The organism is Neorhizobium sp. BT27B (genome assembly GCF_050455485.1).
GTDB lineage: Bacteria > Pseudomonadota > Alphaproteobacteria > Rhizobiales > Rhizobiaceae > Neorhizobium.
This window is the reverse complement of sequence record NZ_JBCIYT010000001.1, coordinates 701,044-718,670: the sequence shown is the minus strand read 5'-3', so window position 1 is coordinate 718,670 and position 17,627 is coordinate 701,044. Positions and strand designations below refer to the sequence as shown.

The 17,627-nt window shown below is 59.4% G+C and carries 21 protein-coding genes; 7 read left to right on the top strand and 14 right to left on the bottom strand.

Going from position 1 to position 17,627, the window contains the following annotated elements; genetic code table 11:
• Positions 1-12: 12 nt before the first annotated feature.
• The gene (locus tag AAIH70_RS03810) at positions 13-642 is read right to left on the bottom strand and encodes a hypothetical protein (protein ID WP_132273682.1); all 630 of its coding nucleotides are present in this window, start codon (positions 640-642) and stop codon (positions 13-15) included.
• 158 nt (positions 643-800) lie between these two features.
• On the bottom strand, positions 801-1,343 hold the full coding sequence (locus tag AAIH70_RS03805) for a GNAT family N-acetyltransferase (protein WP_132272897.1): 543 nt from the start codon (positions 1,341-1,343) through the stop codon (positions 801-803).
• A gap of 207 nt (positions 1,344-1,550) precedes the next feature.
• Here AAIH70_RS03805 and AAIH70_RS03800 point away from each other — a divergent pair, with 207 nt between their 5' ends.
• Positions 1,551-1,955, top strand: coding sequence for a VOC family protein (locus tag AAIH70_RS03800; protein ID WP_132272898.1), 405 nt, complete (start codon positions 1,551-1,553; stop codon positions 1,953-1,955).
• An 86-nt stretch (positions 1,956-2,041) separates the two neighbouring features.
• Here the strand turns inward: AAIH70_RS03800 and AAIH70_RS03795 are convergent, their stop codons facing one another.
• From AAIH70_RS03795 to AAIH70_RS03780, 4 genes are all read right to left on the bottom strand, one after another.
• Positions 2,042-2,632, bottom strand: coding sequence for a histidine phosphatase family protein (locus tag AAIH70_RS03795; protein WP_132272899.1), 591 nt, complete (start codon positions 2,630-2,632; stop codon positions 2,042-2,044).
• Positions 2,633-2,659: 27 nt separating this feature from the next.
• The gene (fabI, locus tag AAIH70_RS03790; RefSeq protein WP_132272900.1) at positions 2,660-3,478 is read right to left on the bottom strand and encodes an enoyl-ACP reductase FabI; all 819 of its coding nucleotides are present in this window, start codon (positions 3,476-3,478) and stop codon (positions 2,660-2,662) included.
• Between the two features lie 151 nt (positions 3,479-3,629).
• Positions 3,630-4,904 (bottom strand): DnaJ C-terminal domain-containing protein, encoded by a 1,275-nt coding sequence (locus tag AAIH70_RS03785; protein ID WP_132272901.1) that lies wholly within the window; start codon positions 4,902-4,904, stop codon positions 3,630-3,632.
• 237 nt (positions 4,905-5,141) lie between these two features.
• Positions 5,142-5,588 (bottom strand): RT0821/Lpp0805 family surface protein, encoded by a 447-nt coding sequence (locus AAIH70_RS03780; RefSeq protein ID WP_245519098.1) that lies wholly within the window; start codon positions 5,586-5,588, stop codon positions 5,142-5,144.
• A 61-nt stretch (positions 5,589-5,649) separates the two neighbouring features.
• Between AAIH70_RS03780 and pdxH the strand changes: the two genes are divergently transcribed.
• Positions 5,650-6,270: a pyridoxamine 5'-phosphate oxidase gene (gene pdxH / locus AAIH70_RS03775; RefSeq protein WP_132272903.1), complete on the top strand. Its 621-nt coding sequence runs from the start codon at positions 5,650-5,652 to the stop codon at positions 6,268-6,270.
• Between the two features lie 185 nt (positions 6,271-6,455).
• On the opposite strand, the gene AAIH70_RS03770 is transcribed toward pdxH, so the two are convergent.
• The 8 genes from AAIH70_RS03770 to AAIH70_RS03735 all read right to left on the bottom strand — a co-directional run bounded on the left by AAIH70_RS03770 (position 6,456) and on the right by AAIH70_RS03735 (position 12,808).
• Positions 6,456-7,592 (bottom strand): polysaccharide deacetylase family protein, encoded by a 1,137-nt coding sequence (locus tag AAIH70_RS03770; protein ID WP_132272904.1) that lies wholly within the window; start codon positions 7,590-7,592, stop codon positions 6,456-6,458.
• A 113-nt stretch (positions 7,593-7,705) separates the two neighbouring features.
• On the bottom strand, positions 7,706-7,939 hold the full coding sequence (locus tag AAIH70_RS03765; RefSeq protein ID WP_132272905.1) for a hypothetical protein: 234 nt from the start codon (positions 7,937-7,939) through the stop codon (positions 7,706-7,708).
• 41 nt (positions 7,940-7,980) lie between these two features.
• Positions 7,981-8,766: a sulfite exporter TauE/SafE family protein gene (locus AAIH70_RS03760; RefSeq protein WP_132272906.1), complete on the bottom strand. Its 786-nt coding sequence runs from the start codon at positions 8,764-8,766 to the stop codon at positions 7,981-7,983.
• A gap of 61 nt (positions 8,767-8,827) precedes the next feature.
• Complete coding sequence (locus AAIH70_RS03755) at positions 8,828-9,460, bottom strand: hypothetical protein (protein WP_430033160.1); 633 nt, start codon at positions 9,458-9,460, stop codon at positions 8,828-8,830.
• Positions 9,461-9,474: 14 nt separating this feature from the next.
• Positions 9,475-9,978 (bottom strand): GNAT family N-acetyltransferase, encoded by a 504-nt coding sequence (locus AAIH70_RS03750; RefSeq protein ID WP_430033158.1) that lies wholly within the window; start codon positions 9,976-9,978, stop codon positions 9,475-9,477.
• 11 nt (positions 9,979-9,989) lie between these two features.
• A complete protein-coding gene (gene tldD / locus AAIH70_RS03745) occupies positions 9,990-11,405 on the bottom strand; it encodes a metalloprotease TldD (protein ID WP_132272909.1) in 1,416 nt (471 codons plus the stop codon).
• Between the two features lie 324 nt (positions 11,406-11,729).
• Entirely contained in the window at positions 11,730-12,233 is a 504-nt protein-coding gene (locus AAIH70_RS03740) for a YcxB family protein (protein WP_132272910.1), read from the bottom strand.
• Positions 12,230-12,808, bottom strand: coding sequence for an invasion associated locus B family protein (locus AAIH70_RS03735; RefSeq protein WP_132272911.1), 579 nt, complete (start codon positions 12,806-12,808; stop codon positions 12,230-12,232). The genes AAIH70_RS03740 and AAIH70_RS03735 overlap by 4 nt, the downstream gene beginning before the upstream one ends.
• A 319-nt stretch (positions 12,809-13,127) precedes the next feature.
• On the opposite strand from AAIH70_RS03735, the gene coxB reads away from it, so the two are divergent.
• The 5 genes from coxB to AAIH70_RS03710 all read left to right on the top strand — a co-directional run bounded on the left by coxB (position 13,128) and on the right by AAIH70_RS03710 (position 17,599).
• Entirely contained in the window at positions 13,128-14,009 is an 882-nt protein-coding gene (coxB, locus tag AAIH70_RS03730; RefSeq protein WP_132273683.1) for a cytochrome c oxidase subunit II, read from the top strand.
• 15 nt (positions 14,010-14,024) lie between these two features.
• Positions 14,025-15,728 (top strand): cytochrome c oxidase subunit I, encoded by a 1,704-nt coding sequence (gene ctaD, locus AAIH70_RS03725; protein ID WP_132272912.1) that lies wholly within the window; start codon positions 14,025-14,027, stop codon positions 15,726-15,728.
• Between the two features lie 78 nt (positions 15,729-15,806).
• Positions 15,807-16,778 (top strand): heme o synthase, encoded by a 972-nt coding sequence (locus tag AAIH70_RS03720; RefSeq protein WP_132272913.1) that lies wholly within the window; start codon positions 15,807-15,809, stop codon positions 16,776-16,778.
• Positions 16,775-16,915 (top strand): hypothetical protein, encoded by a 141-nt coding sequence (locus AAIH70_RS03715; RefSeq protein WP_165931966.1) that lies wholly within the window; start codon positions 16,775-16,777, stop codon positions 16,913-16,915. Before AAIH70_RS03720 ends, AAIH70_RS03715 begins: the two co-directional genes overlap by 4 nt.
• Before the next feature lie 108 nt (positions 16,916-17,023).
• Positions 17,024-17,599: a cytochrome c oxidase assembly protein gene (locus tag AAIH70_RS03710; RefSeq protein WP_132273685.1), complete on the top strand. Its 576-nt coding sequence runs from the start codon at positions 17,024-17,026 to the stop codon at positions 17,597-17,599.
• Positions 17,600-17,627: the final 28 nt, after the last annotated feature.

Sequence of the window (17,627 nt, the reverse complement as noted above, 5' to 3'; positions counted from 1 at the left end):
GGTGAGTTTATTCTACCGCAGAAGCCCGTCGATATCGAAATCCTCCCAACCGCGCAATTTCACAGCGGGATCGTCAGGATCTCGTTTCGGCTGTTTGGCAACCTTTTTGGTCTTTTTCAGTGATCGCGTCAGTTTTGCCTGATACGCCGCCCGCCGTCTGTTTTCCGCCTTCGCCTCGGCATCCTCTTCCCGCCATTGATCGATGAGACCCCTGTCGAGAAGATCCTCGACTATTCTGGGGTCGAAGACATGAAAGGTGATCTGGCGTGCGCGGCCGTTCAACCGCACGGTTCGCGTGCCGGCACTGGGCAGACGCCCGTCCGCGAGCCATCGATGACGCTCGCTCGTCTTGATGGTGAGGATATCCTCGATCTCGCGGGGGATGACAGGCAGGTTCTCCACATCCTCCAACACCTTGGAAACTGTGGCGACCGCTGCGGAAAAGGCGGCCTTGTTGCTGGCGGGCATGACAAGAGTGAGGTCGCTGCCTTCAAGAATCAGCGCCTTCTTCGAGGTGGCTGGAAGCCTCGCCTGAATTTCCTGCAGGATGCCCTTTGCCCGAACGGCCGACCCCAAGGTGGCGGCAGCCGACAGCGTCCATGTTCTCAGCAGTTCGATATCGGTCTGTGCGGCTTTGGGCATTTTGGGAAGATGGGGTTTGCAGGCCTCGAGGTCAACGATGGCGTTATGGGGTGAGAAGGGGCATTCGATGATGTATTTCAATCTGTCGTCCGCTCTGCGGCAGAAGCGGACGTTGCCTCGCTTCATCTCTGAGCCTTGACAATGGGTCAGTCCAGGCTTCAGACGAGACGTTTCTCCATTACAAAATCGGTCTGCTTATCATCACCAACTTGGAAAATATCCGTTCCGATCACGTCAAATCCAGATTTCTTGTAAAACGCGACTGCCCTGGTGTTTTTCTCGTAAACAGTCAAACTTATCCGGTCCTTACCCTGCTGTCGGACATTGGCAATGACCTCGGCGAGAAGGGCCGACCCCACCGATTTACCTTTCCATGCTGGATCGACGTAGATTCGGTTTAGAAACGCTGAACGCGTATCGCCTTCATCGAGTTCGACATGTGAGTAGCCTATAATGTCCTCGCGAGAAATTGCGAGCACCACACGACTACGATGACTTTCGATTTCCTCGCACTGTTTTACCGGAGTGAAGTTTTCAGAAATATAAGCCTCAAGGTCGGATTCTGGCGTGTCGGTGCTGTAGGTCGTTCGGAATTGCTCGGCAGCGAACTTAGCGAGTGAGCTCGCATCCGACGGCAATGCAAACCGGATTTCGAACTGCCTTTCCAAGTTGGTAATCCCTTGAGCCATGGCATTTGTCACTGCAGCTTACCTTATTGGCAGGTAAATGTGGAATTTGTGCTTTGGGCGAGAGGCTGTCGTCGAAAGCCCGAAGACCCCACGACCGCGCAAAGCGATACGCCGAGTTCTCATACCGACGCTTGGCAAGGAAGATGGCTCTTATCCGATGGAGTGAACCCGCAGTTTCATCTATAAAAGTCACTGTCTGGAGGTTTGGGGGGAACTGACATGCCTTTGCTTGCGCTGCACCATGTATCGATCATTACGGCTGATCTAAAAAAATCGCTGCCGTTCTACTGCAATGTGTTTTGTCTTTCAGAAATTCCTCGGCCCGACTTTCCGGTAGCTGGGGCGTGGCTCGCCTGTGGCGGCTTGCAAGTCCACCTCGTGGAGTATCGGGAAGGTACTTTCCGGCGACGCTCCGTCATCGACCGTAACGACGGGCATTTTGCATTTCGGACCAATGACTTCAGTGCAATTCTCGAACATCTTGACGAGCTAGGCTTTCGAGAAGATTTACCTGAAGATGATCCGAAATGCCTGATGGTCTCCCGCAAAAGTCTGGCTGGCTTCCCGCAGCTTTATCTTCGTGATCCTGACTCGAATATCATCGAGATCAACGGAGCGGATTGAAAGCTTATTACCACGTTCTTCAATTTGCCAATGATCGGTTTGGGCCGAAACCTGTCACACAGCGCCCAGCTCACCCCAAGCCGGCCTCAGATCCAGCCGATCTTCTTCTCATCCCGATTGATCACAAGAATCCGGTCCTGCGGGATCGGAATGCTCGCGGCCTCATCTTCCGGCATGTTGCCGACGAGGCGGAAGAGTGTGCGGATGACGCCGCCGTGGCATACGCATACGGTCGGCTGCGTCACCGATTGCAGCCATGCGCCAACCCGCCATGAGAGAATTTCATAACTTTCCGCGTCAACGCCGGGCGGGATGAAACCCCATTTTTCGGCCTTGCGGGCGGCGAGCTTTTCCGGCTCGCTCTGGCGCACTTCCTTCAGCGTAAACCCTTCCCAGTCTCCGAAGGAAAGTTCGCGAAGGCGCTCGTCGGTGCGGTAGTGTTTTGGGTCGAGACCCATCGCCTTGCGCAGGCGTTCCATGGTCTCGCGCGTGCGCGCCATCGGGCTCGACACGAAGTCGAACTCGGCGACCTGATCGTCGATCAGGCCGCAGAGTTCCTCGCCGTTGGCGGTCGCCTGGCTGCGACCGAAATCATTGAGATCGATATCCTTCTGGCCTTGCAGCCGGCCCTCGGCGTTCCAGTCTGTCTGGCCGTGGCGAATGACATAAATCAGCAATGCGGCATGCCTTTATTTTATAAAGTGTCAGTCCTTGATAACGGAAATATCCGGTGCGTCTACCGCCTTCATTCCGATCGTGTGGTAACCGCTATCGGCGTGATGCACTTCGCCGGTGACCGAACGCGACAGGTCGGACAGCATGTAAAGGCCGACATCACCCACTTCCTCGATGGTGACGGTGCGGCGCAGCGGCGCGTTATACTCGTTCCACTTGAGGATATAGCGGAAATCGCCGATGCCGGATGCGGCCAGCGTCTTGATCGGGCCGGCCGAAATGGCGTTGACGCGGATGTTCTTCGGGCCGAGGTCGACAGCCAGATATTTGACGCTGGCTTCGAGAGCCGCCTTTGCAACGCCCATGACGTTGTAGTTCGGCATCACCTTTTCCGCACCATAGTAGGTGAGGGTCAGCATGGAGCCGCCATCGGTCATCAGCTTTTCGGCGCGGCGTGCGATCGAGGTGAAGGAATAGACCGAGATCTGCATCGTCTTGGCAAAATTGTCGGCAGACGTGTCGACGTAACGGCCGGTCAGTTCGTCCTTGTCGGAAAAGCCGATGGCGTGAACGATGAAGTCGATCTTGCCCCATTCTTTTTCGACATTGGCGAAAACTTCGTCGATCGTGGCCTCGTCGGTCACGTCACAGTGGCCGGCCATGAAGGCGCCGATTTCGGTGGCCAGCGGCTCGACGCGCTTCTTCAGCGCATCGCCCTGCCAGGTGAGAGCGATCTCGCCGCCCTGTGCGTGAATGGCCTTGGCAATGCCCCATGCGATCGAGCGGTTGTTGGCAACGCCGAAGATGACGCCGCGTTTGCCTGCCATGAGGCCGGTAGCCTGAGCCATGAATAGTCCCCTGAAATGCAGTGGCGGACACCCGCCTGAATAGAAGGTTGCCTATGGCATAGGCCGCCCCGCCGTTCAAGCTTGTGAAAGATCATCTCATGTTAGGGACCGTAACAAAGGGTGCGCAATGGTGAATACCGTTGCAGAACTTTCACACATAAAGCCCATGGCGCATGTGTTTCATCAGGTCGGTGACCTTCTCGTCGGGCTTTTCCCACAGCACGACGCGCAGTTCCACAACGAGATTGCCGCGCCCGCCTTCGCCATTGGCAATGCCAAGGCCCTCGAGCGTGATGCTGCGATCAGACCCCGACCATGCGGGAATGGCGACCGGCACTTTTCCGCCGGGGGTCTCGACCTGCGTCTCTGTGCCGAGCACCGCATCTTCCAGCGAAATCGGCAAAACGGTGTGCAGATCAAAACCTTCGAGGCGAAAACGCTCGTGGCGGGCAACGCGCACGGTCACGACCAGATCGCCGCGGGCGATGGGGGAGGGCATTTTCAGTCCCTGGCCCTTCATGCGCACCACATGGCCATCGGTCATGCCGGCTTCCAGCGGCAGCCAGACGTCGCGTTCGTCGGCCAGATGCATCGGCACCGTGGTCTCGGCCATCAGGTCATCGAGTGTGACGATGACTTCCGCCGTCAGGTCCGGTGCCTTTTCCGGGGGCACGCCACGCCAGCGGCGCATGAGCGAGGCCACCAGTTCGACGGCCTGCAGGGGGAGGGGCGGTTTTGGTGCGGGCTCGGCCTTGGCAGCGCTGTCGTCGCCAGCCTGTGCGCCTGTATCTGTTGCTGCCGTCTCCGGCCTGGCCTCGGATTTTGCCTGGGCTTTCGCCTGTGCCTGTTGTTGGGCCTGTTGCTGTGCCTGCTGTTGGGCTTGAGCGCGGGCCTGAGCCGCCGCCTTGTCGCGGGCGGCATCGGCGGCTTCGTCGCCGGAGCCAAAAATGCGCTCGACCATGTCCTCGGCGTCTTCCACCGCAGGTTCGGCCGCGCTGTTCGCCTGCCTCTGGGCATTTGCCTGAGCCTGGGCCTGAGCTTTTGCCTTGGCTTGTGCCTGTGCCTGGGATTGCGCTTGTGCTTGAGCCTGGGATTGAGCGCGCTGCGCATTGGCGCGCGCCAGTTCTTCCATCACCTTTTCGGCGTTGGCACGTGCGGCCTTGGCGCGTTCTTCCGCCTGCCGCGCGGATTCGCGCTGCTGCATGATTGTCTGGTGCATATCGGCAGCCCTGTCGTAACGGCGGCGCTTGTCCGGGTCTTTCAGCACGTCATAGGCCTGGCCGACTTCGGCAAAACGGCCCGTCGCGCTCGGATCATCGAGATTGTGGTCGGGATGGACGGATTTCGCCTTCGTCCGCCATGCAGCCTTGATTTCGTCGGCGTCCGCGGTGCGTTTCACGCCGAGGACAGAATAGGGATCGCGCATCGTGCACCACCGGTTACTCTAGGGCGGCGGGTCCGCGATCATTCTGGACCCCCGAGATCAAACAACTCTTGCAGGGCGCCGTCGGTTCCTCATGTCCGGTCCAGCGTCTGCGTAATGACAAGACGCTACCAGAACAACCTCTAAGGAGAGGTTGAAAATCAAGGTAAACGGCAACCGCTATAAAAGGTTACCGGCAGGGTTTATTGTGTTTTGGGAAGGTAATTTTACGGATTGCTTTTACTGGCGATCGAAGGATGTCAGCATCCAGTCGCCAGAATTTGTCAGGCAGGTCTGACCGGTAAATTGCGCAATGCCTTCAAAGGAATGGCGCGTCGTGGTAAAGTCGCGGCAGATATGGCCCTGGTTGCGGGCTTCCCGGATATGAGAAACCACGCCGGCGCTGCCGGTGGTGGTGTTTGCCCAGGGCAGCGGCGAAGTCGTTACCTTGGAAAGATCGGCGGAGGACACGGCATTCTGCACGGTCACTTCGTCGGAGGTCGAGGTGGGGTTGCTTTTTACCGGGATCGTGCCGGTCGACATGCGGTCGACCTTGTCGCCGCCGAACAGATCGAGCGAGCTTGTGCATCCCGAAAGCGTCGCAACAACGGCGATAATGGCGAGACCTTTGGCCGCAAACGCGCGCGTCTGGCTTGTGCGGCCCACTGTCTTTGCTATCACTGCCAACTTGCGTCCACTTCGAAACTGTTTCGGATGCACTTCATAGATCAGGAGCATTTTCGTCAATATGACAGAAGTTGAGTTAACATCCGGTGACTTCACCGAGGAAAATGAACCATTTTCGTTGTTCGGCGCCTGGTTGAAGGACGCTACGGCTTCCGAGATCAACGATCCGAACGCCGTTGCGGTTGCAACCGTGGACGAAAATGGCCTGCCGAATGTGCGCATGGTTCTGTTGAAGGACTATGACGAACGCGGTTTCGTGTTCTACACGAATTTCGAAAGCCAGAAGGGGCGCGAGCTTTTGGGCCAGCAGAAAGCGGCCATGGTTTTCCACTGGAAATCGCTGCGCCGGCAGGTGCGTCTGCGCGGTGAAGTCGAGGTGGTGACCGATCAGGAAGCCGACGAATATTACGCAACGCGTCCGCGCGGCAGCCGCATCGGCGCCTGGGCATCAAAGCAGTCGCGGCCGCTGGAAGGCCGGTTCGCGCTGGAAAAATCGGTGGCCGAATACACCGCCCGTTACGCGCTCGGCGACATTCCGCGCCCGCCGCACTGGTCGGGTTTCCGCATCAAGCCGGTGTCGATCGAATTCTGGCACGACCGCCCGTTCCGGCTTCACGACCGCGTGGAGTTTCGTCGTGAAACGCCCGAGGGTGATTGGATGAAGGTGCGGATGTATCCGTGAGGGGTGCCTCTTGATCTTCTCCCCGAGGGGGAGAAGGTGGCCCGAAGGGCCGGATGAGGGGGTAGCCATTTGCATGTATGCCGTGCCCGGCCCCCTCATCGCCTCGCTGGCGCTCCGGCACTTCTCCCCACCGGGGAGAAGATGATCGTGGCATCGTCGCAGTCACCAAAATGGTAACAGCAAGATCACCCCACCACTTCCCCCGCCGGAGAAAGCTGCCCATCCGCCGCCATGCGCGGCTTGGCAGACAGCACGAACGGCAGGCCGGATGCCAGCGCCGAAACATAACGCGGCACCTGATAATAACCGTTGAGTGAAATGCGCGGCAGGCCGGTCATGCGGTCACGCATGTTTTCACTGAGCGTGCCCGGCCTTGTGGTGACGGCAAGATCGAAACCCAGTTCGCGGGCCAGATCCTTGTCGCGGGCCGAAACGGCGTTGGCCGTGCCGTAAGGGTAGGCGAAACTTTTCGGACGGCGGCCAAAAGCCGTTTCCATCCACTCGATACAGGCCAGCATTTCCTGCCGCGCTTCTGCCCTGTCCAGCAGGGCGATGGAGCGATGGCTGACCGTATGGGCGCCGAGCGAAGCGAGCGGGTTTTGCGCAAGCGCCCGCAATTCGTCCACATCCATCGTCAGTTGCGCGGTGATTTTCAGCGCATCGATGCCGTGTCGGGCGGCCAGCGCATCGATGATCGCCACCTGTTCAGTTTCGGGACCCGAGGCGATGAACCGCGAAAAATGGTCGAAGGCATCGAGCTTGTCGGTTGCGGTTTCGAGCGGCAGGGTGATCTCGCCAGAGCCGGAATTAGAGCCGGAAGCGGCGCCGAAATCGAAACGGATTTCCGGCAGCACGTTCAAAAGTGCGGCCAGCGTTTCCCACCACATGCCGTGGGTGCGCTCGGCAAAACCCTTGGCGACAAAGATGGTGAAAGGCACGCCATGGCGCTGAAACACCGGCAATGCGTATTCGACATTGTCGCGATAACCGTCATCCAGCGTGAAGGCGGCAAACGGTTTTGTGCCGGATACAGGCTGTTTCATCCGCGCTGCGACATCGCAAAGCGACAGGAATTCATAACCATCGGCCTTCAGCTGACGGATCGCCTGATCGAGAAATTCGGGGGTGATGTCGAGATGCGCATTCGGTTCTGCCGGGTGGCCTTCGGGCGGGCGCACATGATGCAGCGTGAAGATAGCGCCGCGCCCGCGCGCGGACGGCATGACGTTGGCACGCGTCGCGATGGCGGCGGCTTCAAGGCCACCGAAGATCAGCGCGCGCTTGACGCCGCGGCGCCAGATTGCGTCAAACCTGCCCGTCATCGTGTTCGTGCCACCCCAAACGTGTTCGTTTGAGGGAAAATAGCGCTGTTGTCTTAAGCGTTGTTAAAGAATGGGGGGCTGGGTTTGGGGGGGAGGGGCAATATCAGATGGGATCAGCCTTCATGGAGAGGAAGAGCCTCGATGGTGCCGGGTGTATAGGACAGCCCCCGTTCTTCAAGAAATGGAACAAGGCTCCAGAACGTTCCTTGTTCACCGTCCGGGCTGTAGCGCTCGCAGCCCAGCGTTTGCACATCGTGGCTCCAGACGGCCTCGCATTCCAGGCACAACTGGATGTTCTCTCCGGTCGCGATGATCCGGTAAGGCACGACCCAACCTTGTTCGCACACGGGGCAGTGTTTCCTATGGATATTTTCGGCACTTCCCCTCCTCACCGCCACGCATCCCACAGAGGCAGGCTGATCACCCCTGCCGCGGCAATCAGCGAATAACAAATCCAGCGAAAGGTCTTTTCGCTGGCGATGCCGAACAGGTGTGAGCCGAGATAAAGCCCGGCGCCGTAACCGGGGGCGATGATGGCGGCGAGCACCAGAACCTGCAGGGTGAGAATGCCGCTGACGATATAGGAGGTGGCGGAAATCACCGTCGCCAGCGCGAAATAGACCACCAGATTGGCGCGCACTGTCTGCGCCGGAATGGCGCCGCCCAGCCAGTAGGCGACAACCGGTGGGCCGGACATCTGTGCCGCGCCGCCAAAAAGCCCGGCGATCCAGCCGACGCCGATCGTCAGCGGCACTTTTGGGCGGCCAAGATACCGCCAGCCCGACATCAGGAAGGCGAGCAGCAGCAGAACCACGATGGAAATGATCCAGCGCAGCGTGATCGGTGAGGCGAGCGCCAGAAGCGCGGTGCCCAGCGGCACGCCGAACAGCGCGCCAATCAGCATCGTGCCGACCTCGCGGCGATTGGCCTTTTTCCATCCCGCCGGCACCATGCCGAGCGTCATCGTGCCATCGATCAGGAGAAGCAGGGCAGAGGCGATTTTTGGGCTCATCGCCGCGCCCGCCAGCGGCACAAAGATCAGCGCGCCGCCAAAACCGGAAAAACCTCGGGCAAGGCCTGCAATGGCGGCGGCGGCGAAGACGAAGGCAACTTGGCTCCAGCTCTGGCCGGGCAGCCAGGCATCGAGGGTGGCGAGAAGGTTTTCGAGGGGCATGGCGGGTGGGTCGCTGGAATGGATGCGAAGCGCCGCAGGTGGCGGGATTTTTGGGGAGGTGTCAAGCGGAGGGTTTTGGTGGGGCGGGTTTGAAGCCGTTGGCGATCCACCATTCGTTCTGTTCGTCGCTGTAGCCGAGTATACTGCCCAGTTGCCATTCCATGTCGGCCGTCCATGGACGTGGGCCGTTCATCAGAACGTCATAAGCATCGAACCGCCAGTCCTCGCCGGGCAGGGCGTAATAGATACGGATAAAAGTCCTGCCGCCGGCCTGCATCTCGGCAATACGCGCGATAATCTCTCCACGCTCAACATATGGACTGAAACACGCGCGCAGGTTTATCAGTGGATGAAAGTCATCCTCGCCGCTCACAACCGCAAACGGTTTGCGGCCGTCCAGCATCAGCGGCAGCTCGAAATTGGTGTGAACGAGGTATGGGGCTGTATCGATTAAATGTGGGCGCGTCAGTTCGACGTCGTGCGGCCATCTGGGTAGCGACACACCTATGGCTGCGGATATTGCGGTGAGTTCTCGGTCATCCGGATAATGAGCATAGCCCATCACTTCATCGACGGTCATGCCCATGATGTTTGCGATGACGGAAGGTGCTGCTTCGAAACATAACTCATGCGCCGAACAACCGGTCTCCGGTGAAAGGAATTTCAGGATGAATCTTTCCGTCACCTTGCCCACTCCCTGCCCGATGACTATCGGGAGTTGATGTTCACCCCGCGCCGGTAAAACCGCGTATCCACCTTCATGAACAGAAACGCTTCCGGCAAGTCGGCCTTCTCCACCTGCACAAAGCCATGCTTTTCATAAAGCCGGTGTGCCGCCAGGAATTTTTCGGTGGTGCCGAGAAAGATCTCGTTCACACCGGCGTCGGTGGCATGCGCAAACAGTCGCTCCAGCAATTTTGCCGCCGTGCCATGTTCGCGGCCGCGCGCTGTCGCTGCCACGAACATTTTGCGAAGCGCCGCCTGATCGTTGCCGATATCCTTGCATCCGATCGTGCCGACAATGACGCCATCCTGTTCCGCCACCCAGAACCCGCCCTTATCCGTCTGGTAGAATTCGGGAATGATGAGGAGGTCGGGCTGGTCTTCAGCGGTGATATCAACGCCGAATTCTTCCCGCTGGATCGGCAGGATGACGGACACGACGCCATCCCTGTCCTGCGGTTCGAACGGCCGGACGATGATCTCGCTCATGACCGAACCTCTCAGGCCTTGGTGCCGCCCACCGTTACCTGATCCATGCGCAAATGCGGCTGGCCGACGCCGACCGGCACCCACTGGCCGGCCTTGCCGCAATTGCCAACACCCGTATCGAGCGCCATGTCGTTGCCGACCATGGAAATCCGCTTCATCGCATCCGGGCCGTTGCCGATCAGCATGGCGCCCTTCACCGGTGCGCCGAGCTTGCCGTTTTCGATCATGTAGGCCTCGGTGCAGCCGAACACGAATTTGCCCGAGGTGATATCCACCTGTCCGCCGCCGAAGGAGACGGCATAGATGCCGCGCTTCACCGAAGCGATGATCTCTTCCGGGCTTTTGTCGCCGGACAGCATGTAGGTGTTGGTCATGCGCGGCATAGGCACATGCGCATAACCCTGACGGCGGCCGTTGCCGGTCGGTTTCATGCCCATCAGGCGGGCGTTCTGGCGGTCCTGCATGTAGCCGACCAGACGGCCGTTCTCGATCAGCACGTTATAGGCCGACGGTGTGCCTTCGTCATCCACGGTGATCGAGCCGCGACGGTTGTCGATCGTGCCGTCATCGACGACGGTGACGCCGGGGGCAGCAACCATCTCGCCGAGCAGGCCGGCGAATGCCGAGGTTTTCTTGCGGTTGAAATCGCCTTCCAGACCATGGCCGACAGCTTCGTGCAGCATCACGCCCGGCCAACCATTGCCAAGCACGATATCCATCGTGCCGGCCGGCGCATCGATCGCCTCGAGATTGACGAGTGCCTGACGCAACGCATCGTCGGCGCCGCTTTTCCAGTTGCCGTTTTGCACGAACTCGCCGAAGCCGACGCGGCCGCCGGTGCCGAAGGAACCCGATTCCTGACGGTCACCGTCACCGACGACGACGGAAATGTTGACGCGCGTCATCGGACGCACATCCTGCACGCGGTGGCCGTCGGCACGCAGAATGTCGACCACCTGCCATGAGGCGGCGATCGAGGCGGACACTTGCCGAACCTTCGGATCCTTGTCGCGCAGATAGGCGTCGATTTCGGCCAGCAGCTTTGCCTTGGCCTCAAAACTGGGCTCGCCGATCGGGTTTTCGTCGCCGTAATATTTCTTATTTGTGCGCTGCGGGGCCGCCGCATAGGAGCCGGAATAACCCGAGGTGACGGCGCGCACGGCATCGGCGGCGCGCTTCAGGGCAGCTTCGGACATGTCGCCGGAATGGGCATAACCGACGGCTTCATCGGCCACGGCGCGCAGGCCAAAACCCTGGTCGGTGTTGAAAGATCCGCCCTTCAGCCGGCCATTGTCGAAGGCCAGCGATTCCGCCTGCGCATGTTCGAGGTAAAGCTCGCCATCATCGGCGCCGGAAAGAGACTGTGAGAGGATCTCGCGCAGTCTGGTTTCATCGACGTCGAACAGGTTGAGAAGGTCGGTGTTCATGAATGCTCCTTGGCGGCCTGTCGGCTTCTTCCGGTTCGGATAAGGAGCAAATCGCTGCACCTAAACCAAAATATATCAGGAATCCGATGTAGGACCGTCATCGGACTGACGCAAGCCTGACCTTGGCCTCAGTTCTGTCGATGACGTCGCCAACTCCTCTGCCGTCATCCTTGCCCACCGTCGTCATCCTCGGGCTTGACCCGAGGATCCATGCCACAACCGACGGCGCGCTTGGTTGTGGATCCTCGGGTCAAGCCCGAGGATGACGAAAATAATGAATTGAGGATGACGAAAGCAACGGTCCGCCATCGAATTGGCGCAAGCCTACCCCTGCGCCACCACCATCTGCGCCATGCGCGCCTTCAGATGCGCCTGCACCTCTTCCGGCATGCCATCCTTGGGAAAGGTGTCGAACACGGTCGTGTCGGTAAACAGCAGAAAAGCGCTCGGCAGTTCCCAGATTTCGGTCACGTCGCGCCACAACATGCGGCCTTCGCCGATATCCGAAATCACGCCGACGCCATCGGCATCGACGGTGACGTCCGCCGTGCGGCGGTTGCGTTTCAGCGTGCGGGTGATGAGCATGCGCCGGAAGATGAGGACGCAGACGAAGGGCGCTACGGCGAGAAGCAGCAGCACGCCGGCAAAGATGTCGTTGCCGCCGGTGCCGAACAGATAGACGGAAAACGCCGCCATCATCGCCGCCATCACCCACATCATCCGCTGTTCGGCAAAGGCCCGCCGCTGGATGAACGCACGAACGGCGTCCTTGAGGACGCCGTCGTCGTAAACGAGGGTAAAACGCTGGTTTTCTGAGGAAACGCTCACGGCAGGGCGTCGTAGCCGGGGCCAAAGCCGGTCAGCTCGATCGGAATACCGACGCGGTCCTGATCGACCGATTCACGCAGTGCGAAGACGGCGCTCTTGCCGGCGCGCAGGATGCGCATCAGTTCGTCGTCGATCTCGACCTCGACATAACAGCCCTCGTTGAAGCAACGGGTGAAATAGGCGCGGCCGATATTGTTGTTGTCGACGTAAAGCTCCATGCCATCCTTCAGGAGCACGCCGAGCGGTGCGAGGATACGGAGAATCTTCGATTTGTTGTCGGCGGTCTTCAGCACGACGACGGACAGGCCCACTTCCGGGCGGTCGTCGGCGATCACGTTCTGCATCAGCGCGCATTGTTCCGTGGCCGCACCCGCCGGCTTGTCGCACAGGACCGACCATGCACCATGGCTGCCGCGCACATTGCCGGGCTGCTGCGGCGTGGTGGCTTCTGCCCGCGGTTGCTTTTCGTTGGACGTCGGCGGCGCCAGCTGCGCGGATGCCGAAAAGGCAAAGCCGGTGGCTAAAGCGGCAACGCAGACGGACAGAAAACGGTGGCGGATAAGGCGAAGCGCCATGAAAACCTCAAGATATCGAATCACGGCGCCATTGTTGTCGCCGACCCCAGGAATGAAAAGCCTCAAAGCCTCTTTCCAGCCGAGTGCGGCGAAAGTGGGACTGCAAGCTCTTAACGCATGGGGGCTGTCTATCGGGGATGCGCCATTGTCGCAAGGGCCTGGTGTTGCGCGCTAAGATTGTGTGAAGGCAGGCTAAAATGCCGCAGGAGGGCGGCGGAGCGCATATTGCGACAAAACGCAAATTATGATTGAACCGAGGTATGTAGCAGGGAAACTACATTCTGATTTGAGCCGGATCAAAATGTAAGGGAGGTGCATGATGATTATTCGGGCTTTCGCGGGGGTCGGTACGCTGATCTGTCTGCTCTTGGCGACTGTTGCAGTCGCCGACCAACCAAAACCCTGGCAACTGGATCTCCAGGAGCCGGTGACGCCGATCATGCATCAGATCAAGTGGTTCAATCACTACTCGCTCTGGTTTATCGTGCCGATCACGCTGTTCGTGCTGGCGCTGCTCATTGTCGTGGCCGTCAAATTTCGTGCTGCGAAAAATCCGGTCGCCTCGCGCACCAGTCACAATACCGCGATCGAAATCGTCTGGACCGTCGCTCCGGTGCTGATCCTGCTGTTTCTCGCCATTCCCTCGTTCAATCTTCTGAACGCGCAGCTGACCATGCCGGAAAATCCGGACATCACGCTCAAGGCGACAGCCACCCAGTGGCAGTGGAATTATGAATATGAAGGCGGCGACAATCCGCTCGCCTTCGACAGCTACATGCTGAAGGAACCCGATCGTGCGGCCGCCGGCAAGGAAGATGTAAAGGTCTATCCGCGCCTTCTCGCCGTCGATAACGAAGTGGTTCTGCCCGTCAACAAGACCGTGCGCGTGCTGGTGACGGCCGCGCCGACCGATGTCATCCATGCCTTTGCCATGCCCGCCTTCGGCGTCAAGATCGACGCCGTACCCGGCCGCCTGAACGAAACATGGTTCAAACCCGAAAAGGAAGGCCTCTACTACGGCCAGTGTTCCGAGCTTTGCGGCAAGGACCACGCCTTCATGCCGATCGCCATCCGTGTCGTCTCGCAGGAGAAATTCGACACCTGGAAGGCGGCTGCCGCGGGAGATCTTCCCGGCGCCAACAAGGCATTGATGGCCGCGACCGATGCAGCACCTGCATCCGTTGCCGTGGCTTCGAAGTAAGGGGAGGGACACATTATGGCCGGACATAACGATCATAGCGATCACGCACATGCCGATCATGGGCACGACCACTCCCATGACCACGGGCATGACCATTCACACCACAAGCCGTCCTTCTTCACGCGCTGGTTTCTGTCGACCAACCACAAGGATATCGGCACGCTCTACCTGATCTTCGCGATCATGGCGGGCATTGTCGGCGGCCTGATGTCGGTTGCCATGCGCATGGAACTGCAGGAGCCCGGCATCCAGATCTTTCACGGTCTGGCGGCGATGGTTTACGGTTTCGAGGGCGATGCCGCCATCGATGGCGGCAAGCACATGTTCAACGTGTTCACCACGGCGCACGCGCTGATCATGATCTTTTTCATGGTCATGCCGGCGATGATCGGCGGTTTCGCCAACTGGATGATCCCGATCATGATCGGGGCGCCGGACATGGCGTTTCCGCGTCTGAACAACATTTCCTTCTGGCTGATCGTGCCGGCCTTCCTTCTGCTTGTCCTGTCGATGTTCGTCGAAGGCCCGGCAGGCGCTTACGGCGCGGGTGGCGGCTGGACCATGTATCCGCCGCTCGCCAGCTCCGGCCAGCCGGGACCGGCGGTCGATCTGGCGATCTTTGCGCTGCACGTTGCCGGTGCCTCGTCCATTCTCGGCGCCATCAACTTCATCACCACGATCTTGAACATGCGCGCACCGGGCATGACCATCCACAAGATGCCGCTGTTCGCATGGGCTGTTCTGGTCACGGCGTTTCTGCTGCTTCTGTCGCTGCCGGTTCTGGCGGGTGGCATCACCATGCTTCTGACCGACCGCAATTTTGGCACCAGCTTCTTTTCGCCGGAAGGCGGCGGTGATCCGATCCTTTACCAGCACCTGTTCTGGTTTTTTGGTCACCCGGAAGTTTACATCCTGATCTTGCCCGGTTTCGGCATCATCAGCCACATCATCTCCACCTTCTCCAAGAAGCCGGTGTTTGGTTATCTCGGCATGGCCTATGCCATGGTGGCGATCGGTGCGGTCGGTTTCATCGTCTGGGCCCACCACATGTATACGGTCGGCCTGTCGCTGGACGCACAACGCTACTTCGTCTTCGCCACCATGGTCATCGCCGTTCCGACAGGGGTCAAGATCTTCTCGTGGATTGCCACCATGTGGGGCGGTTCGATCACGTTTGCGACGCCGATGGTCTGGGCGATCGGCTTCATCTTCCTGTTCACGGTGGGTGGTGTGACCGGCGTTCAGCTGGCCAATGCCGGCCTCGACCGCTCGCTGCACGATACCTATTACGTCGTCGCGCACTTCCACTACGTGCTGTCGCTCGGCGCCGTCTTCGCCATCTTCGCGGGCTGGTATTACTGGTTCCCGAAGATGACCGGCTACATGTATAACGAGTTCCTCGGCAAGCTGCATTTCTGGGTGATGTTCATCGGTGTGAACCTGGTGTTCTTCCCGCAGCATTTCCTTGGACTTGCCGGCATGCCGCGCCGTTATATCGACTATCCGGATGCGTTTGCAGGCTGGAACTATGTCTCCTCGATCGGCTCCTACATTTCTTTTGTGGGTGTACTGATCTTCCTGTTTTGCGTATGGGAAGCCTTCGCAAGGAAGCGCGTCGCGGGTGACAACCCGTGGGGAGAGGGCGCAACCACGCTGGAATGGCAGCTGTCTTCACCGCCGCCGGTCCACCAGTGGGAACAGCTGCCGCGCATCAGATAAGCACTTGATACACTCTGGGGGGAGGCAGCGCAGCGATTGCGCCGCCTTCGCCATTCGATACGAGAACAGGACCACCGCATGACAGTCATTCAGGATCACGACACATTCGGCACCGAGCAGGGCTCCGGCCTGTCGGAAGCCAATGCGCGCGATTTTTTCGAACTCCTGAAGCCGCGCGTCATGTCGCTGGTCGTGTTCACCGGTTTTGTCGGCATGGTTCTGGCACCGGGCCATATCAACCCGATCCTCGGCGCCATCGCCATTCTCTGTATCGCCGTCGGCGCGGGAGCGTCCGGCGCTCTCAACATGTGGTATGACGCCGATATCGACGCGGTGATGACCCGCACCGCCAAGCGCCCTATCCCGGATGGCCGTGTGCAGCCTCGCGAGGCGCTGGCTTTTGGCCTGACGCTGTCGGTGTTTTCGGTCGCGATCCTGGGTTTGGCCGTCAACTGGTTCGCCGCCGGCCTGCTCGCCTTCACCATCTTTTTCTACGCCGTCGTCTACACGATGTGGCTGAAACGTTCGACGCCCCAAAACATCGTCATCGGCGGTGCGGCAGGCGCGTTTCCGCCCATGCTGGGCTGGGCCTGTGTCACCGGCGGCGTGTCGCTCGACAGCACCATCCTGTTCATGATCACCTTCCTGTGGACGCCGCCGCATTTCTGGGCTCTCGCTCTCTTCAAGATGCGCGATTACGGCTCGGTCGGCATTCCGATGATGCCGAATGTGGTCGGTGAACGTTCCACCAAACGGCAGATGTTCGTCTACACGCTGCTGACCATGGCGGTTGCCGTCGCGCCGGCCATCACCGGTCTTGCCAGCATCGGTTACGGCATCTTTGCCTTTGTGCTGAGCGCCATCTTCACTTTCTATTCCATCCTCGTGCTGCGCATGCCGGATGGCGATGAAAAGATGGTGCCGGCGAAAAAGATGTTCTTCTATTCCATCTTCTATCTGTTCGCCATTTTCAGCGCATTGCTGGCCGATCATTGGCTGGCCGGCGTCTGGACCGCCATTGGCGGCAACCTGTTTGGAGTGAGTGGATGATCGAAACGGTCAAGCTCAACGAGGCGCAGAAAAAATCCAGGCGAGGGCGCAATGTGGCGCTCGGTCTGGTGCTCGCGGCGCTGGTCGTGCTGTTCTATATCGTGACGCTGATCAAGATCGGCGGCTTCGCAAACTGACGGGAGGCAGGATTGACGGAGGAGACAGGGAGGAGAGAGCCGGGTTCGCCATCTGACGGCGGAGCTTCGGCCGGCGTGCAGCCGTCCGCGGCAAAAACCGCCAAGCGGATGAGCAACGGTTCCATTTTCGCGTTCTGCTTCATCTTTGCCGGTGGCATGGTGGGCGCGGCTTACGCATCCGTGCCGCTTTATCGGCTGTTCTGTCAGGTGACCGGTTACAACGGCACCACCCAGCGCGTCGAACAATATTCCACCCGCATTCTCGATCAAAAGATCCGCGTCACCTTCGACGCCAATACATCGAGCGGTCTCAACTGGGATTTCCGCCCGGTGGAGCGCTCCATCGAGCCAAAACTCGGCGAGACGGTGCAGATTTCCTACAAGGCGACCAACCGCTCCCCGCATGACGTGACGGGCACCGCCGTCTTCAACGTCACGCCGATGGAAGCGGGCGCGTATTTCAACAAGGTCCAGTGTTTCTGTTTTACGGAAACCACGCTGAAGGCCGGTGAAACGCTGGACATGCCGGTGGTGTTCTTCGTCGATCCGGATCTCGCGACGGCCGAAGAGACAAAACATATCCGCACGATCACGCTGTCCTATACATTCTATCCGAGCACGCGGGCGGCCAAGCCCGTCGCGGCACTGCCGGATAAAAACGCGACGGACGGCAAGAAACTGTAAGAGGGTTTGCCTTCGGGCAGAAAAGGTT

What these genes read in the sequence shown, in the direction of transcription:
- AAIH70_RS03810 (WP_132273682.1), bottom strand. Translation starts at nt 642, where the DNA reads ATGCCCAAAGCCGCACAGACCGATATCGAACTGCTGAGAACATGGACG.
- AAIH70_RS03800 (WP_132272898.1), top strand. Translation starts at nt 1,551, where the DNA reads ATGCCTTTGCTTGCGCTGCACCATGTATCGATCATTACGGCTGATCTA.
- fabI (WP_132272900.1), bottom strand. Translation starts at nt 3,478, where the DNA reads ATGGCTCAGGCTACCGGCCTCATGGCAGGCAAACGCGGCGTCATCTTC.
- AAIH70_RS03785 (WP_132272901.1), bottom strand. Translation starts at nt 4,904, where the DNA reads ATGCGCGATCCCTATTCTGTCCTCGGCGTGAAACGCACCGCGGACGCC.
- pdxH (WP_132272903.1), top strand. Translation starts at nt 5,650, where the DNA reads ATGACAGAAGTTGAGTTAACATCCGGTGACTTCACCGAGGAAAATGAA.
- AAIH70_RS03770 (WP_132272904.1), bottom strand. Translation starts at nt 7,592, where the DNA reads ATGACGGGCAGGTTTGACGCAATCTGGCGCCGCGGCGTCAAGCGCGCG.
- AAIH70_RS03760 (WP_132272906.1), bottom strand. Translation starts at nt 8,766, where the DNA reads ATGCCCCTCGAAAACCTTCTCGCCACCCTCGATGCCTGGCTGCCCGGC.
- AAIH70_RS03750 (WP_430033158.1), bottom strand. Translation starts at nt 9,978, where the DNA reads ATGAGCGAGATCATCGTCCGGCCGTTCGAACCGCAGGACAGGGATGGC.
- tldD (WP_132272909.1), bottom strand. Translation starts at nt 11,405, where the DNA reads ATGAACACCGACCTTCTCAACCTGTTCGACGTCGATGAAACCAGACTG.
- AAIH70_RS03735 (WP_132272911.1), bottom strand. Translation starts at nt 12,808, where the DNA reads ATGGCGCTTCGCCTTATCCGCCACCGTTTTCTGTCCGTCTGCGTTGCC.
- coxB (WP_132273683.1), top strand. Translation starts at nt 13,128, where the DNA reads ATGATTATTCGGGCTTTCGCGGGGGTCGGTACGCTGATCTGTCTGCTC.
- ctaD (WP_132272912.1), top strand. Translation starts at nt 14,025, where the DNA reads ATGGCCGGACATAACGATCATAGCGATCACGCACATGCCGATCATGGG.
- AAIH70_RS03720 (WP_132272913.1), top strand. Translation starts at nt 15,807, where the DNA reads ATGACAGTCATTCAGGATCACGACACATTCGGCACCGAGCAGGGCTCC.
- AAIH70_RS03715 (WP_165931966.1), top strand. Translation starts at nt 16,775, where the DNA reads ATGATCGAAACGGTCAAGCTCAACGAGGCGCAGAAAAAATCCAGGCGA.
- AAIH70_RS03710 (WP_132273685.1), top strand. Translation starts at nt 17,024, where the DNA reads ATGAGCAACGGTTCCATTTTCGCGTTCTGCTTCATCTTTGCCGGTGGC.